At 74.5% G+C, this 16,314-nt stretch carries 16 protein-coding genes and 1 pseudogene; all 17 read left to right on the forward strand.

Annotated elements, in window-relative coordinates:
• Positions 1-19: 19 nt before the first annotated feature.
• Positions 20-1,054 carry a guanitoxin biosynthesis L-enduracididine beta-hydroxylase GntD gene (gene gntD / locus AB0O40_RS04185; protein WP_365035410.1) on the forward strand — a complete coding sequence of 345 codons (1,035 nt, stop codon included), beginning with the start codon at positions 20-22 and terminating at the stop codon, positions 1,052-1,054.
• Positions 1,055-1,099: 45 nt separating this feature from the next.
• Positions 1,100-1,879, forward strand: a complete 780-nt coding sequence (locus tag AB0O40_RS04190) for an SDR family oxidoreductase (protein ID WP_365035412.1) — start codon at positions 1,100-1,102, stop codon at positions 1,877-1,879.
• A 35-nt stretch (positions 1,880-1,914) separates the two neighbouring features.
• On the forward strand, positions 1,915-2,328 hold the full coding sequence (locus AB0O40_RS04195; protein WP_365035414.1) for a cobalamin B12-binding domain-containing protein: 414 nt from the start codon (positions 1,915-1,917) through the stop codon (positions 2,326-2,328).
• On the forward strand, positions 2,328-3,581 hold the full coding sequence (locus tag AB0O40_RS04200) for a methylaspartate mutase (protein WP_365035416.1): 1,254 nt from the start codon (positions 2,328-2,330) through the stop codon (positions 3,579-3,581). Before AB0O40_RS04195 ends, AB0O40_RS04200 begins: the two co-directional genes overlap by 1 nt.
• A 43-nt stretch (positions 3,582-3,624) precedes the next feature.
• A complete protein-coding gene (locus tag AB0O40_RS04205) occupies positions 3,625-4,932 on the forward strand; it encodes a glutamate synthase-related protein (protein WP_365035418.1) in 1,308 nt (435 codons plus the stop codon).
• A 146-nt stretch (positions 4,933-5,078) separates the two neighbouring features.
• Positions 5,079-5,297: an MbtH family protein gene (locus AB0O40_RS04210; protein ID WP_365035420.1), complete on the forward strand. Its 219-nt coding sequence runs from the start codon at positions 5,079-5,081 to the stop codon at positions 5,295-5,297.
• A 2-nt stretch (positions 5,298-5,299) separates the two neighbouring features.
• A complete protein-coding gene (locus AB0O40_RS04215) occupies positions 5,300-6,079 on the forward strand; it encodes an alpha/beta fold hydrolase (protein ID WP_365035422.1) in 780 nt (259 codons plus the stop codon).
• Positions 6,076-7,080: a TauD/TfdA family dioxygenase gene (locus AB0O40_RS04220; protein WP_365035423.1), complete on the forward strand. Its 1,005-nt coding sequence runs from the start codon at positions 6,076-6,078 to the stop codon at positions 7,078-7,080. Before AB0O40_RS04215 ends, AB0O40_RS04220 begins: the two co-directional genes overlap by 4 nt.
• 95 nt (positions 7,081-7,175) lie before the next feature.
• Positions 7,176-9,002, forward strand: a complete 1,827-nt coding sequence (locus AB0O40_RS04225; protein WP_365035425.1) for a non-ribosomal peptide synthetase — start codon at positions 7,176-7,178, stop codon at positions 9,000-9,002.
• Positions 9,003-9,090: 88 nt separating this feature from the next.
• Entirely contained in the window at positions 9,091-9,747 is a 657-nt protein-coding gene (locus AB0O40_RS04230; protein ID WP_365035427.1) for a winged helix-turn-helix domain-containing protein, read from the forward strand.
• Positions 9,748-9,764: 17 nt separating this feature from the next.
• Entirely contained in the window at positions 9,765-11,141 is a 1,377-nt protein-coding gene (locus AB0O40_RS04235; protein WP_365035429.1) for an MFS transporter, read from the forward strand.
• Positions 11,142-11,215: 74 nt separating this feature from the next.
• Entirely contained in the window at positions 11,216-12,223 is a 1,008-nt protein-coding gene (locus tag AB0O40_RS04240) for an aspartyl/asparaginyl beta-hydroxylase domain-containing protein (RefSeq protein ID WP_365035431.1), read from the forward strand.
• A gap of 3 nt (positions 12,224-12,226) precedes the next feature.
• Positions 12,227-12,976 carry a 4'-phosphopantetheinyl transferase superfamily protein gene (locus tag AB0O40_RS04245; RefSeq protein WP_365035433.1) on the forward strand — a complete coding sequence of 250 codons (750 nt, stop codon included), beginning with the start codon at positions 12,227-12,229 and terminating at the stop codon, positions 12,974-12,976.
• 214 nt (positions 12,977-13,190) lie between these two features.
• On the forward strand, positions 13,191-14,444 hold the full coding sequence (locus tag AB0O40_RS04250; protein WP_365035435.1) for an ATP-grasp domain-containing protein: 1,254 nt from the start codon (positions 13,191-13,193) through the stop codon (positions 14,442-14,444).
• Complete coding sequence (locus tag AB0O40_RS04255) at positions 14,441-15,709, forward strand: ATP-grasp domain-containing protein (protein ID WP_365035437.1); 1,269 nt, start codon at positions 14,441-14,443, stop codon at positions 15,707-15,709. The genes AB0O40_RS04250 and AB0O40_RS04255 overlap by 4 nt, the downstream gene beginning before the upstream one ends.
• Before the next feature lie 375 nt (positions 15,710-16,084).
• Positions 16,085-16,207: a hypothetical protein gene (locus AB0O40_RS04260; protein WP_365035439.1), complete on the forward strand. Its 123-nt coding sequence runs from the start codon at positions 16,085-16,087 to the stop codon at positions 16,205-16,207.
• 26 nt (positions 16,208-16,233) lie between these two features.
• A pseudogene (locus AB0O40_RS04265) lies at positions 16,234-16,314 on the forward strand (adenylyl-sulfate kinase); the annotation flags it as partial.

Consider the following 16,314-nt stretch of genomic DNA (forward strand, 5'->3'; position numbering starts at 1 on the left):
TCAGGAAGAGCCGAATTCCATGATTGAAGAGACCATCGCCCAGTACGAGTTGTCCGATACCGAAGTGGCGCAGATAAGAGAGGGTGCGGCCCGGCTGGCCGGCACGCTGGGGGACCCCGCGGCCCCCCGGGACTACGACCACGACGCCAACCGCTTCGCGGACGCCGCCCTGCCGCCCCGGCTGCGGCTGTTCCTCGAGACCTTCCGACGCACCGAGTCCTCGGCCGGCCTGCTGATCCACGGCTTCCCCGTGGACGACGCCGAGGTCGGCCCCACCCCCGTCCACTGGGAGCAGGCCGGCTCGGACACCACCCTGGAGCAGGAGATCTTCCTGGCCATGTGCGCCACGGCGCTCGGCGACCCCTTCACCTTCTCCACGCTCCAGCTCGGCCGCATGATCCAGAACATCCTGCCGATCCGCGGGGACGAACAGCGCCAGAGCGGCCACGGCAGCGAGACCCTGCTGGAGTTCCACACCGAGGACGGCTTCCACCCGGGCCGCTGCGACTACCTGATGCTCTTCGGGATCCGGAACCACGACCGGGTGCCGACGATCATGTCGTCGGTCCGTGACGTGAAGCTCAACGACGAGGACATCGACGCCCTCCAGCGCCCGGACTTCCAGATCATGCCGGACGACGAGCACGTGCGGCAGCTGCGGCTGCGCTACCCCGACCACCCGGCGCTGGCCCGGGTCGAGGAGATGCAGCGCAACCCCGTGCCGGTGCCGGTGCTCTTCGGCGACCGCGAGCGCCCGTACCTGCGGATCGACCTGCCCTTCATGCGGGTGGTCGAGGGCCGGCTGGGTGCCGAGCGGGCCCTGCACGCGCTGATGGCCGAGCTGGAGCGGGTGCAGCACGCCGTGGTCGTCGAACGCGGGGACCTCCTGGTGGTCGACAACTACCTGGCCGTGCACGGCCGCAAGCCCTTCGCGGTCCGCTACGACGGGACCGACCGCTGGCTCAAGCGCATGATCGTCAGCCGCGACCTGCGCAAGGCCGCCCAGGCCGGTGCCACCGGCGGCCTCCCCGGCAGCCACCGCGTCGTGTTCTGACCCGCTCCCCCCGCCATCCACCGAACCCATCCAAGGAGTGCAGTCGTGCGTACCGTCGTCATCTCAGGAGCGTCCAGCGGGATCGGCAGAGCCACCGCCGCGCGCTTCGCGCGGTCCGGGGACCGGGTGGTGAACCTGGACGTCACCGCCCCGCAGGACCCCGGGCCGGGGGAGTCCGCCGTCAGCTGGCTCAAGGTCGACACCGCCGACTGGACCGCGGTCCGGGAGGCCCTGGGCCAGGTCCACCAGGAGACCGGCCGGCTGGACGTGGTCATCGCCAACGCCGGCATCAGCGTCCGGCACGGCGTCCTGGACATCGAGGAGGCCGACGCCCGCCGCATCACCGACGTGAACCTGCTGGGCGTCCTGGGCCTGTGGCAGGCCGCCGCCCGGATCATGGTCGGCCAGGAGGCCGGGGCGGAGCCGGGCACCCCGCGGGGCGTGCTGCTGGCCACCGCCTCGGTCAACGGCCGCCGGGGCTACCCCTTCTACGCCGACTACAACGCCACCAAGGCCGGCATCATCGCCCTCACCCAGACCTTCGCGCTGGAGCTGAGCCCGGCCGTCCGGGTGGCCTGTGTGAGCCCCGGAGCCGTCCTCACCCCGATGCAACTGGCCGAGTACACCGGGGAGATGCTTGCCGCCACCAACGCCCAGATCCCGGCGGGGCGGCACGCCGACCCCGACGAGATCGCGGCGGCCTTCCACTACCTCGCCTCGGCCGACGCGCGCTTCGTCACCGGCCAGGAGCTGGTGATCGACGGCGGCGAGACCGCGGGTGCCACGACCTCCGCCTACGGCACCGCCGTAGTCGCCGACCACTGACCGGACCGGAGCCGAGCGGGAGAACCGAAGACCCCATGCACACCGTAGTCACCAGCACGTCCTCCGACGCGCACACCTGGAACCTGATCTACCTGGAGCTCCTGCTGCGGGAGTGGGGCCACCGGGTGACCAACCTCGGCGCCTGCGTGCCCGACGAGCTGCTGATCGGCTCCTGCCGGGAGCAGCGGCCCGACCTCATCGTGATCAGCTCCGTCAACGGCCACGGCGCCAACGACGGATTACGGGTGATCAGGCAGCTCCGCGGCACCGAGGAACTGGCCCGGACCCCCGTGGTGATCGGCGGCAAGCTCGGCACCGCGGGGAACGGCGCCGCGGCCTGGGCCCCGCAGCTGCGCGAGGCCGGTTTCGACGCGGTCTTCGACGAGAGCGAGGGCATCCTGCCCTTCCGCGGCTACGTCGAGCGCCTGACGGCGGGGGTGCGGGTCTGATGGCCGACTTCGGAACCTTCGTACGCACCGCGCCCGAGCTGGTGGTGCAGCCCCGGATGGGCTTCTCCTCCCCGGTCCGGATGCGGCACGGCCTCATGGCCACCCGGGACGCCCGCGCCACCACCGTGGGCACCCTCACCATCGACAGCTACACCCGCGTCGGCGACCACGCCGCCGCCCGGCGGGCCGTCGACGAGGGCGTGGACCTCAACGGCTTCCCCCTGGTCACCCACGGATCCGGCACCACCCGCCGGATGCTCGCGGGGGTGGCCGGGCCCGCCTTCCCGGTCCAGGTCCGGCACGGCTCCCCGGCCCCCCAGGCCATCATCACCGCGCTGGCGGGCGCCGGACTGCACGCCACCGAGGGCGGGCCGGTCTCCTACTGCCTGCCCTACAGCCGCGCCCCGCTGGCCCGGGCGGTGCGCAACTGGGAGGAGGCCTGCCGGCTGCTCGCCACCGCCGGCAAGCCCGGGGTCCGCCCCCACCTGGAGTCCTTCGGCGGCTGCATGATGGGCCAGCTCTGCCCGCCCTCGCTGCTGGTGGCGCTCTCCCTGCTGGAATGCCTCTTCTTCGTCCGCAACGGCCTGACCAGCGTCTCCCTCAGCTACGCCCAGCAGATCGACGAGGAACAGGACGAGGAGGCGGTCCGGGCCCTGCGCTGCCTGGCCGAGGAGCTGCTGCCCGGCGTCGACTGGCACGTGGTGGTCTACACGTACATGGGCGTCTACCCGCGCACCGCCTCGGGCGCCCGGGCCCTCCAGGACCGGGCCGTGCGGCTGGCCGTCCGCACCGGGGCCGAGCGGCTGATCGTCAAGACCGCGGCCGAGGCCCACCGCATCCCGACCGTGGCGGAGAACGTCGCCGCCCTGGAGGGCTCCGGGCGCACCGCGCGCAGCACCCGGCCCCGGCCGCTCGCCCGGGACCCCCGGGACAGCGAGGTCTACGCCGAGGCCCGGGCGCTGGTGGAGGCGGTGCTCTGCCTGGGCGAGGACCTGGGCGCGGCGCTGGTGGAGGCCTTCCGGCGGGGCTGGCTGGACGTCCCGTACTGCCTGCACCCGGACAACGCCGGGGCCACCGCCTCGTACATCGACGAACGCGGCCGGCTGGCCTGGAGCTCGATCGGGGCCATGCCGCTGGAGCACCTGGTGCGCCCCCGGCCGGCCGCGGCACTGACCAGCAGCGGGCTGCTGGACGCCCTGCACCACGTGGAGACCCAGCTCGACCTCGGCCGGTTCGCCGAGGCCGGGGCATGAGGAACGCCGGCGGCACCTGCCGGACAGGAGGGAGTGAGGACGGATGAGTTCACTGCATGCCGGCGGATACCCGGAGCGCGAGGTACGGGCCCGGGCCCGGGAGGGCGCGGCCCAGGTCTTCCCACCCGCCTCCGCCTACGGGCACGAGCTGTTCGGCTCCCCGGCCGAGCGCCCCGACCCGGGCGGGGACGCCCTGGACCGGACCCGGCTGGTGCCCCCGGCCTTCATGCCGCAGCGCCTGGAGAAGCTGATCGAGCTGGCCCGGGAGCCCCTGTACCGGGACGTGGGCCTGGCCGCCGTGATCGGCGGCCTCGCCTCGGCACTGCCGGTGTACGTGTCGGCCTTCGGCTCCACCCAGGTCGCCAGCCGGGACCTGGCCCAGGCCGCCGCCCGGCAGGCCGCCCGGCTCGGCATCCCCATGGTGATCGGCGAGAACGTCGGACCGGTCAACGGCACCGGCCGGCTCGGCGAGCGCGAGGGCCGCAGCCTGCTCGGCCGGATCGGCGCCTACCAGGACGCCCTCGACGGGCCCGGCGGCGGGATCGCCGTCCAGCAGTCCACCGAGGACGCGGACGCCGAGATCTGGAACCTGATCTACAGCGACACCTCGGTGCAGCCGCTGCTGGAATCCGGCCGGCTGGCCTTCGAGTTGAAGCTCGGCCAGGGCGCCAAGCCCGGCCTGGGCGGCATGACCCTGGTCGACGAGGAGTCCGCCCGGCGGCTCGAAGAGCACTACGCCGTGGAGAACCTGCTGGACGACGGCGGTGCGGCGGCGGCCGGCGGCCGCCGGGTGCTGCGCTCCAGCAGCCCGGGCACCTTCACCCAGGAGATCCTGGCGCACCAGGTCCGCCTGATGCGGAACAACTTCCCGCGGGCCCGGATCTGGGTGAAGCTGCCGCCTTCTCGGGACGTGCGCGAGGCCGCCGCGGTGGCCTGGGCGGCCGGTGCCGACGCGGTGACCGTGGACGGCGCCGAGGGCGGTTCCGGCTGGGCCCCGGTCTCCTTCCTCGGCTCGGTGGGCCTGCCGCTCGCCGAATGCCTGCGCCGGGTCCGGCCCGGCCCCGGGCAGTGCCTGCTGGCCAGCGGCCGGATGTGGGAGGGCGCCCGGGCCGTCAAGGCGCTGGCCGCCGGGGCCACCGCGGTGGGCCTGGGCCGGGCCGCGCTGCTGGCCGTGGACGAGGACCCGGAGGCCGGCCTGGAGCGGCTGGTGCAGGCCCTCGCCCTCGAACTGCGGCTGCTGATCAGCGCCCTGGGCAAGTACCGGCCCGGTGACCTGGGCCTGGAGGACCTGTGGCACCCCGACGCGCCCCAGTGGTCCCCGGCCCCCTTCCCGGAGCCGGCCGCCTCCTGACCGGCGCGAAACTGCCCGCCGCCTGCCCGGACAACTGCCGGGCGGCGCCCCCGGGCGCTCCTAGGCTCGATTGCACCGCCCCACCAGACCCCGTCCGCGAGACGTCCGGGAGACGTCCGCGCGTCCGAGAGAGAAGGACAGCAGCCATGGCGAACCCCTTCGAGAACGAGGAGGGCCAGTTCCTGGTCCTCGCCAACGACGAGGAGCAGCACTCCCTCTGGCCCGCGCACATCGCCGTCCCGGCCGGCTGGCGCACCGTGCACGGCGTGGACAGCCGGGCCGCCTGCCTGGCCCACATCGAGGCGACCTGGACCGACATGCGCCCGGCCAGCCTGCGCCGCGAGATGGACGAGGTGGCTCCGTAGCCATGACCGGCCAACTGCTGCAGGACGCGTCGGTGGTCCGGCCGGAGCCCCGGCCCGACGCCGAACACACCCTGGTCTGCCTCGGGTTCTGTGGCGGCGGGACCGGACCCTACCGGGACTGGCTCGGGCTCCTGGAGCCCGACACCGAACTCGCCCTGGTCTGCTACCCGGGCCGGGAGGGCCGCTTCGCCGAGGAGTACGCCGCGACCTGGCAGGACCTCGCCGAGGACGCCGCCGAGTCCGTGCTGCGGGCCGCGGCCGGCCGGCCGTACACGCTCTTCGGGCACAGCATGGGCGGCTGGATGGCCTTCGACGTGGCCGCCCGGCTGGAGGCGCGCGGAGCGCACGCCCCCGAGCGGCTGATCGTCTCCGCCTGCAACGCCCCCGACCGCGGGGTGACCGAGCGGGACCGCTTCCCCCGCATCGAGGACGCCGACGCCCGGCTCCTGGACTGGATGCAGGAGATCGGCCTGCTGCCCGCGTACGTGGTCGAGGACCCGGACCTGTGCGAGATGGCGATCGAGCTGATGCGCGCCGACATCCTGGTCCGCGACTCCTACCGCCCCTCGCCCGGTGCGGCCGTCTCCATGCCCGTCCAGGTGCTGCACGGCGACCAGGACGCGGTCATCGAGCCCGCCGTCGCCGAGCAGTGGGGCCGGGTGACCCGCGGCGGGCTGCGCGTGGACGTGCTGCCCGGCGGCCACTTCTACACCCCGCAGCTGTGGGCGGCCCTGCCCGGCCGGTTCGCGCCCCGCACGCCCCGAAAGGACCAGCAGTCATGACGCTCCAGTGGATCGAGGCGCCGGGCGCTCCGGTGACGGCCGTGATCGAGGGCGTGCGCACGGTCGAGGAGGCCGGCGCCTGGGTGCGCGAGCACCACGCCGAGCTGCGCGACGTACTCGGCGAGCACGGCGCGCTGTACCTGCGGGGGCTGCCGATCGGCTCCGCCGCCGACTTCGCGGCGGTCCGCGACGCGCTCTTCGCCGCCCGCGCCAAGTACCAGGAGAAGGCCACCCCGCGCAGCGACTTCGGCGACGACGTCTTCTCCTCCACCGACCTGCCGCCGGCCCAGTCCATCCGCATGCACAACGAGAACAGCTACACCCTGACCTTCCCCGGCCTGCTGCTCTTCTGCTGCCTGACCGCCCCCGAGCAGGGCGGCGCCACCCCGGTCGCGGACGTCCGCAAGGTGCTCGCCGAGCTGCCGGCCGAGCTGGTGGAGCGCTTCCGCACCCACGGCTGGGCGCTCACCCGCAACTACGCCGAGCACATCTCCCTGGACTGGCGCACCGCCTTCGCCACCGACTCCCGGGCGGACGTGGAGCGTTACTGCACCGACAACCGGATCGGCTGGGAGTGGGGCGAGGACGACACGCTCCGCACCCGCCAGCTGCGGGCCGCCCTGATCCGGCACCCGCGGACCGGCGACGAGGTGTGGTTCAACCACGTGGCGTTCTGGAGCGAGTGGGCGCTGGACCCGGACATCCGGGACGTGCTGGTGGGCGAGTTCGGCCAGGAGGGGCTGCCCTTCAACACCGCCCTCGGCGACGGCACGGCGCTGACCGCCGAGGAGGTGGCGGTGCTGGACGCGGCCTACCGGCGCGCCACCGTCCGGCAGCTCTGGCAGCCCGGTGACCTGCTGCTGGTCGACAACATCCTGGCCGCGCACGGCCGCGACCCGTTCCGCGGCGACCGCAAGATCGTGGTCGCGATGGGCGAGCCGGTGGACGTCGCCGACTGCAACCCCGCCGTCCCGGTGGACGAGGCGGCCCTCGCCCACTGAGGGCCGGCAACGGCCCCACGGGAGCCCCCGCCCGGACCCACCGCGTCCCGCCGGGCCCCGCCCCGCACCCCCATGCCCTGATCGAGGAGCCTGTGATGCACGCGAGTTCCACCGGCCTGACCGAGGCCGTCCCCGCCGTCCCGGCGCCCCGGATCCGGGCCGCCGTGCCGGACCTGATGGTGCGCTTCCGGGAGGCGGTCACCACCCACCCGGACCGGACCGCCGTGACCACCCCGGACGGGGTGACGCTCACCTACGCCGAGCTGGACGCCCGGGCCGGGGCCCTGGCGGCGGCCCTGACCGTCGCCGGGGTGCGCCCCGGCGACGTGGTCGGGGTCAGCCTGGAGCGCGGGCCGCAGCTGGTCGCGGCGCTGCTCGCGGTGTGGCGGGCGGGTGCCGCGTACGTCCCGCTGGACCCGGCGCACCCGGCCGAGCGGCTGGACTACGTGGTGGGGGACGCGGGCATCTCGGTGGTCGTCGCGGTCCCGGAGGCCCGGGAGTGGCCGGCCGGGGTACGGGTGCTGGCGCCGGAGGCCGTCGAGGCCGTCGAGGCCGCCGAGGTGCCGGCGGCGGCCGTGCCGCCGGGTGCGCCCGCGTACGTCATCTACACCTCGGGCTCCACCGGCCGCCCCAAGGGCGTGACGGTGACCCGGGGCGGCGCGGCCCACCTGGTGCGCGCCCTGGAGGAGAGCGGTTTCTACGCGGCGGAGCCGGGCCGGGTGGCCTGGAACGCGAGCGTGTCCTTCGACGCCTCCGTCCAGCAGTGGGCCCGGGTCTGCCGGGGCGACGGGCTGCTGCTCCTCAGCGAGGAACTGCGGGCCGAGCCGGCGGCGTTGGCCGACTGCCTGCTGGCCGGCCGGGCCACCGACCTGGACACCACGCCCTCGCACTGGACGGCGCTGCGCGACCAGGTGGCCGCGGCGGCCGAGCGGCTGCCGGACCGCCCGCTGCGGCTCTTCATCGGCGGCGAGGCGGTGCCGCCCGCGATGTGGGCGGACCTGGCGGAGCTGGCCGGCCGGGGCCTGGTCCGGGCGGTGAACCTGTACGGGCCCACCGAGTGCACGGTCGACGCCACGGCCGGCTGGGTCACCGGCGAGGGCCCCCACATCGGCCCGGCCCTGCCGGGCGTGGGGGCGTACGTCCTGGACGACGCGCTGCGGCCGGTCGAGGAGGGCGAGCTCTACCTGACCGGCGAGGGTCTGGCGCAGGGCTACCGCAACCGTCCGGGGCTGACCGCCGAGCGCTTCACCGCCTCGCCGTTCGGGCCCGCGGGCGCCCGGATGTACCGCACCGGGGACCGGGTGCGGCGGCGGGCCGACGGCGCGCTGGACTACCTCGGCCGGGTCGACCTCCAGGTGAAGGTGAACGGCTTCCGGATCGAACTGGGCGAGATCGAGAGCGCGCTGACGGAGCATCCGGACGTGGCCGCGGCGGTGGTCGCGGTGCGCCAGGACGCCACCGGCGCCCGGCTCGCCGGGTACGTCGTACCGCGCCCGGGCGCGGTGCTCGACCGGGCGGAGCTGACGGCCGGGCTGGCGGCCCGGCTGCCCGCCTACATGGTGCCCTCGCTCACCGAACTGGACGCCCTCCCGCTGGCGGTAGGCGGCAAGGTCGACCGGTCGGCGCTGCCGGACCCGGCCCCGGACCCGGCCGGCGGGGCGGCGGCGGTGCCCGCCGACGCGCTGCCGCGGGGGGAGTTCGAGGTGACCGTGGCCGAGGCCTGGCAGGAGGTGCTGGGCCGGGAGCAGGTGCTGGCCGGCGACGACTTCTTCGCGCTGGGCGGCCACTCGCTGATGGCGCTGCGGGTGGTGGCCAACCTCAAGCGGCGGCTGGGCGTGGTGATCCCGACCAAGCTCGTCTACAAGTACCCGGTGCTGCGGGACCTGGCGCGGGAGGCGGCCCGGTTGCGGGACGCCGCGTAGGACCGCGACCGGACCGGTGGGAGTCATCCCAAGACTTCTTTGCAAAGAAGTCTTGGCAAAGAAGTCTTGGGATCCTATGGTGCTGACCATGAGCGAAGAGCCGTGGCCCTCGGGCCCCCATCCGGCCGGTGAGGTCACCCCCGACGCCCGCACCCTGCGCGGGCTCGCCCATCCCCTGCGGGTCAAGCTGCTCGGGCTGCTGCGGGCGGAGGGCCCGGCGACCGCCACCCGGCTCGCCGAGCGCACCGGCGTCAGCTCCGCCTCCGCCAGCTACCACGTCCGCCAACTGGCCGCGTACGGCTTCGTCGAGCCGGACCCGCGGCCCGGCGGCGGGCGCGAGCGCTGGTGGCGGGCGGCCCACCAGACCACCCGGATGCGCACCGAGCGGTTCGCCGACGGGGAGTCCGCGGCCCTGGCGGGCGCGTACCTGCAGAGCGTGGCGGACTACTACGCCGAGCAGACCCGGGCGGCGGTCGGCGAGACGCACCTGCTGCCGGCCGCCTGGCGGGATGCCAGTACCACCAGCGACTTCGCGCTCCGGCTGACCGCCGGGGAGCTGTCCGACCTGGTGCGGGAGCTCTTCGAGGTGATCGGCCGGTACCGCCGGGCGGACCCGCCGGGCACCGCCGCCGAGGACCCGGACCCGGCCACCGCCCCGGTGGTCGTCCAGCTCCAGGCCTTCCCGCGGCCCGGCGCGCTCACCCAGCCCGAGGGCGGCCACCCCGCCCCGCACCGCCCCGAGTGACGGAAAGGCACCCGCAGATGACCACCAAGGCCCCCACCGGAACCGGCTTACCCGCCCGCGGCCGGCGCACCTCGCTCCACGGTCTGCTGGCCGCCTACACCGTCTCCCTCTTCGGCACCCGGCTGACCATGATCGCGCTGCCCTGGCTGGTCCTGGTGACCACCGGCAGCGCGACCCAGACCGGCCTGGTGGTCTTCTGCGAGGCCGTGCCGCTGATCGTCGGCAAGACCCTGGCGGGCCCGCTGATCGACCGGGTCGGCGCCCGCCCCTTCTCCGTGCTGGCCGACCTGGTCAGCGCCGCCGTCGTCGGCCTGGTCCCGCTCTTCTACGTACTGGACCTGCTGCCGTACGGGCTGTTGCTCGGCCTGTCCGCCGCGATCGGCCTGGCCCGGGGGCCGGGCGACATCGCCAAGCGGACGATGACCCCCGAGGTCGCCGAGGCGGCCGGCATCCCGCTCGAGCGGGCCAGCGGCCTGGTCGGCACCCTGGAGCGGCTGGCCGGCACCGCCGGCCCCGCCGCGGCCGGTGCACTCGTCGCCTTCCTCAGCCCGTCCTGGGCCATGACCGCCAACGCGCTCTGCTTCGTGGGCTCCGCGGCGGCCATCGCGCTCACCGGACCCGGCCGGACCGCCGGTGCGGAGCAGGCCGCCGCCGCCCAGAAGGAAGAGGAGGAGTCCGAGGGCTACCTCGACCGCCTCAAGGAAGGCGTCCGGTTCCTCCGCCGGGACCGGCTGCTGCGCTCCATCGCCGTCATGCTCAGCGTCACCAACCTGGTCGACGCCGCCTACGGCTCCCTGCTGATCCCGGTCTGGGCCAAGGAGTCCGGCGGCGGCCCGGCCGCCATCGGTGCCCTGGGCTCGGTCTTCGGGCTCGCCGCGCTGGGCGGCTCCGCGCTCGCCACCGCCTTCGCGCACCGGCTGCGCCGCCGGCCCACGTACGTCATCGCCTTCCTGATCGCCGGACCGCCGCGGTTCCTGGTGATGGCCTTCGACCTGCCCCTGTGGGTGGTCCTGGTGGTCGCCGTCTTCGACGGACTGGCCATCGGCTTCGTCAACCCGATCCTCAACGCCGTGATGCTGGAGCGGATCCCGCGCCCGCTGCTGGGCCGGGTCTCCGCACTGACCGACTCGGTCGGCTCGGCCGGCGTCCCGCTCGGCCCGATGCTGGCCGGCGCCGCGGTGACCGCCACCGCCCTGGGACCGGTGCTGTTCGGATGTGCCGCGCTCTACCTGGCGAGCACCGTGCTGCCCGCCCTGCGTCCGCACTGGCGGGAGCTGGACGCCCGTCCCGGCGGCCCGGCCGACCGGGCCGCCGACGAGGCCGAGGAGCCCGAACCCGCGGTCGCCGCCGGCGCGCCGACTGCCGCCGAAACTGCCCCACGTACCGCCGCTTAGCCGTCAATTCGCCACATACCGTGGCATAGAACCCATGAAATCGATGACCTGACCCACGGAAAGAGGCGTTTCCCATGTCGAGTGGCACGTTCGCTGCGGCCCAGCTCAAGGGCGATTACGACGTCGACCGCCTGGTGGCGGAACTCCGCGAGCTGGAGGCCACCCAGTGGGCCGCCCAGCGCACCTACGGGGAGGGCTTGGAGCCGGAGGAGGCGACCGTCCTCGACTGGCGGGTGCTGCCGCTGCGCAGCCCCGAGGGCAGCGGCGAGCGCACCGACCCCGGCGGCTTCGGCCTGGTCGAGTACGCCGCCTCGCCCTGGCTGGCGAAGGCCCCGTACATCGCCTCGATCCTGGCCGCGCTGCCCACCGAACTGCGCGCCGTCCGGCTGATGTCGCTCGGCGCGGGCGCCGAGGTCGACGAGCACCGGGACGTCCCCTACGGCCTGCCGGCCGGCTGGGTCCGGCTGCACATACCGCTGGTCACCAACGCCGGCGCGGTGCTCACCATCGGCGGCGAGGACCACACCTGGGCGCCCGGCACCCTCTGGTTCGGAGACTTCTCCCGCCTCCACTCGGTCCGCAACGACGGCACCGAGCGCCGGGTCCACATGGTCATCGACGCGTACGTCAATCACGAGCTGCTGGAGCTCTTCCCGCCGGAGTTCCGGGACGCGATCCGCTGGTCGGACGTCCTGCTGAACCGCCCCGAACTGCCCCTGGAGCCGGCCGAACTGCCCTCCTTCGCCTGCACCTTCCGGCTGCCGGACGCCTTCCTGTACGGCGAGTCCGAGGAGTTGGCCGCCGCCGACGAGCTGAACACCGCCGACGCGGTGGCCGCCTCCGCGGACCGCGAGGGGCGGATCCGGGTGGCCGGGGACAAGCTGGTGCTGGACGTGGACGGAGAGCCCCGGGCCACCCTGGTGCACCTGGGCGAGGGCGAGTTCCGGGCCGCCGGCTGGACCGCCGAGCGCACCCTGAAGGTCGAGCCCACCGGCGCCGCCGGCCCCCGCGTCCGGCTGCGGATGCGCTGGGGCAGCCGCATGGAGGAAGTCGTCCGCGCCACCGTCCCGGTTACGGCCTGAACGATGCCGACGGCAACCGGCGTCCTGCTCGACCCCGCCGAGTTCGACCCGGCCGGGTTCGACCCGGCCGGACCGGGCGCGGCGGACGGCGCACGCCGGCCGTCCCCGCCCCGGGCGGACGGGACCCCGCACCTGTGGCTGCTGCGCGCCACCCAGCACCGGGCGTTCGCCCTGGCCAGCGCCCCGGACGTGCTGGTGGCCGAGGAGCGCACCCGCGCGGCGGCCCTGCGGGTGCCCGCCGACCGGGAGTGCTACCTCGCCACGCACGTGGCCCTGCGGCTGCTCCTCGGGGCCTACCTGGACCTGAGCCCCCGGGAGGTGCCGCTGATGCGCATCCCGTGCCCCTGCTGCGGCGGGCCGCACGGCCGGCCCTCGGTGGCCGGCCACCCGCTGCACTACTCGATCTCGCACAGCGGGAGCCTGGGGCTGCTGGCCTTCGCGGCCACCCCGGTCGGGGTCGACACCGAGACCGTGCCGCCCGCCCGGGCGGTCCGGGAGGCCTCCGACGCCCTGCACCCGCAGGAGCTCGCGGAGCTGGCGCTGCTGCCCGAGCCGGCCCGGCCGACCGCCTTCTCCCGGGCCTGGGTGCGCAAGGAGGCGTACCTGAAGGGGCTGGGCATCGGCCTGGCCGACGACCCCGCCGCGCGGTACGTCGGCACCGGCATCGAACCGGCCGTGCCCGGTCCGGGCTGGCGGCTGGCGGACGTCGCGGTGGTACGGGGCTTCTCCGCGGCGGTGGCATGGCAGCACTGACGGGCCCGGCACACGCGCACCACCGACCGCCGGCAGCGGCTGCACGCCGCTGACCGGCGGTCCCGCACGTCCGCCGCCGGCCGCCAGGACGGCTGGGCGGCGCGGGCCGGGGCGCGGGAACGGCCCGGGAGGGGTTCGGGAACCCCTGACGGGACTCTCCTCAGCATGAAGACGTCTCCGGCCGACCGGGGACCGAGGAGGAGAGGTTCCCCTGATGAACCATCCTGGCAGCGCCGACCGGCTCCTTATGGTGATGCCGGACGAGCGGTTGACGAGCAAGGCCGTGCAGGCGGGTTTCCAGGTCTGGGCGATCTGGGATCCGGCCCTGGGCTCCGCGGAGGAGGCGGCCCAGGTCGCGGCGCACGCCCGGGACGTGGTCCCGGCGGACCTCTCGGACCCGGCCGGCCTGCGGGCCACGGTGGCCCGGCTGGTCCGCGAGCACCGGATCGGGCACGTCCTCCACCTCGGCGGCGAGAGCGGCCTCGCGGCCGTCCTGGCCGAGGCCGGGGCGCTGTCCGTGGGCCCGCCCGGCGGGGCCGAGGCGGTCCGGCTGCTCGGGGACGCGATCGCCATGCGCCGGCTCCTCAACCGCAACGGGGTCTCGGTGGTGCGCGCCCGGCAGGCCGACTCGGTCGCCGAGGCCGAGGTGCTGCTCATGGACTTCGGCCTGCCCGCGGTGATCGGCCCCGCGCAGTCGGACGGCGGCCGGTACACGGCCCTCGTCCAGGGTGCGGACGACCTGTGGGAGTGGACCGCACGGGTCGGCGCGGCCGGCCTGGAGGGCCCGTTCCTGGTGCAGGAGTACCTGGAGGGACCCGAGTTCAGCGTGGAGACGCTGACCGTCGACGCCATGCACTGGGTGGCCGGCATCACGGCCAGGGAAACCCTCGGGCCGCCCGGCACCCCGCCCGCCGGCCATGTGCACCCGGCCGCGCTGTCCGCCCGGGACGAGAGCGCGATCCGGGCCACCGTCACCGCGCTGCTGGACCTGGCCGGCTACGAGTTCGGGCCGGCGCACACCACGGTGGTGCTCACCGGGGACGGCCCCCGGATCACCGGCTGCCGGGCCCGGCTCGGCGAGGACCGGATCCCGCTGCTGGTGGAGCTGGCCACCGGATTCGACCTGGAGGCCGCGGTGTTCCGGGCGCTGGCCGGCCAGGAGGTGCCCGAGAGCGGACCCCCGACGGCGGCCGCCCAGTGCGCCGCGATCGGGTTCTTCGTCCTGCCCGCGGGGCGCCTGGAGTCCGTCCACGGCCTGGAGGAACTGCGGGCCCTGGACCACGTGTACGCGCTGCACTTCCCGTACCGGCCGGGCGACCTGCTGCCCGAGGCCGCCGACTGCGGCGGCCGGCACGGCTACGCGATCGTGGAGGCGCCCACCCCGGGCGAGGCCGCCCGCCGGGTGACCGCCGTCCGTGAAGCCCTGGTGACCCGGGTCAGCCCGGTCGGAGCGGAGGTGCTGCGATGACCGCCGAGCGGACGATGCTGCTGGTCGGGGGCACCGACCAGCACCTGGCCCGGGCCAAGGAGCTGGGCGTGCGGGTGGTGCTGCTCCAACAGCCGCACCGGGTCGACGCCTTCCAGACCGAGCACGCCGACGCGCTGCTGATGGTCGACTACACGAACTGGGACACGGTCTGGCCGCTGGCCAAGGCCGCCCGGTCGATCTGGCGGTTCGACGCGGTGGTCTCCCTCACCGAGGGCGGCCTGGACGTCGCGGCCCGGCTCAACCAGCGCTTCGGCTTCCGGGGCACCCGCCCCGAGGTCAGCCGCCGGCTGCGGGACAAGGCGCTGATGCGGCGGCACCTGACGGCCAAGGGCAAGGGGACGCTGCCCTGGGCCCGGGTCACCGGACCGGAGTCGCTGGGCGACTTCGGCAGCCGGTCGGGCTACCCCTTCATCGTCAAACCCACCGACAGCACGGCCGGGTTCGGGGTGATACGGGTGAACGGCCCCGAGGACCTGCCCGGCGCGTGGCGGCGGATCGAGGAGATGCGGGAACGCCCGCACCGCCGCGGCGCGGTGTACTTCACCGTGCGGGAGTTCCTGATGGAGGCCTATGTCGAGGGCCCCGAGTTCAGCGTGGAGGCCTTCAGCTTCGGGGGCCGGCACGCGGTGGTCGCGGTGACCGAGAAGCTGCTGCACGAGGCCGGGTTCGTGGAGCTGGGGCACGCCCTGCCGGCCCGCCTGGACCCGGCCGCGCACGGCGAGATCACCCGCGCCGTGACGGAGTTCCTGGAGGTCATGGGGGTCACCGACGGGGCCAGCCACACCGAGCTGCGGCTGGGCCCGCAGGGGCCCGTGGTCATCGAGTCCCACAACCGCATCGGCGGCGGGCACATCAACGAGCTGGTCGAGGCGGCCTACGGGATCGACATGGTCGGCTACGGGCTGGGCTGGCCGATGGGCATGGTCGAGGAGCTGACCGAACCGCCGGTGGCCCGGGCGGCGGCCTGCACCCGCTTCGTCTTCCGCGACCCGGGCACGGTCATGGCGGTCTCGGGGGTGGGCTCGGTGGCGGCCCGTAGCGACGTCCTGGCGGCGGAGGTGGGGGTGTGGCCGGGCGAGGTGGTCGGACCCCTGCGGGACAACCGGGACCGGCTGGGATTCGTGGCCGCGACGGCGGCCGACACGGCTGCGGCGATCGCTCTGTGTGAGGAGCTGACGCGGGAGATTCGCATCGACGTGGTGCCTCACGCATATGCCGGATCTCTTGCATTGAAGGCCGCTTGAGAAACGCTGGAAAGGGTTCCGAAAGGGGGGCGATACCGCTGTGCCCGGGCCGGGAAAAGGTGCATATTATTCCGGACACCAGGATGGGCTCTTCGGCGGTATCGTCCCAGGTCGCTGGTTGCCAAAGGGCGATTTCAAGCCAAAAACCACCCGCGGTTGAACCGCCCCTGAAGGGCCCCGAATACCCCGTCTCCCAAGCGGAATACCGGTCGTTCCCGATCCGTTCCCGTGTACCTTCCGAGGGCGGGATCGACGGGGGAATCGTTGGGTAACGGTGATCGCGAACCTCTGTGTTGTCGGAAGCGCCACGGCGCGGACATCACTCAGAGGCGGGGAAAAGAAATGGGCAGGAAGTTTGTGGGTATCGCCGGTGCCGTGGCTCTCGGTCTGACGCTGATGGTCGGCGCGACGGGCACCCTTGGCTCCGCCCCGGCGCAGCACTCGGTCGCCACCGAGCACGGCCCGAGCGTCGCGCCCCCGGCCCCGCCCGCCCTCTGATCCGGACGGTGCAGCAAGAGAGCACCCCCACGGCCCCGGACCTGCGGATCGAGTCGCACACCCAGTCCGTCACCGAGTCCGCGGCGTCGCTGTTCGCGCTGCTCAAC

Source organism: Streptomyces sp. NPDC089919, from assembly GCF_040684615.1.
Lineage (GTDB): Bacteria > Actinomycetota > Actinomycetes > Streptomycetales > Streptomycetaceae > Streptomyces.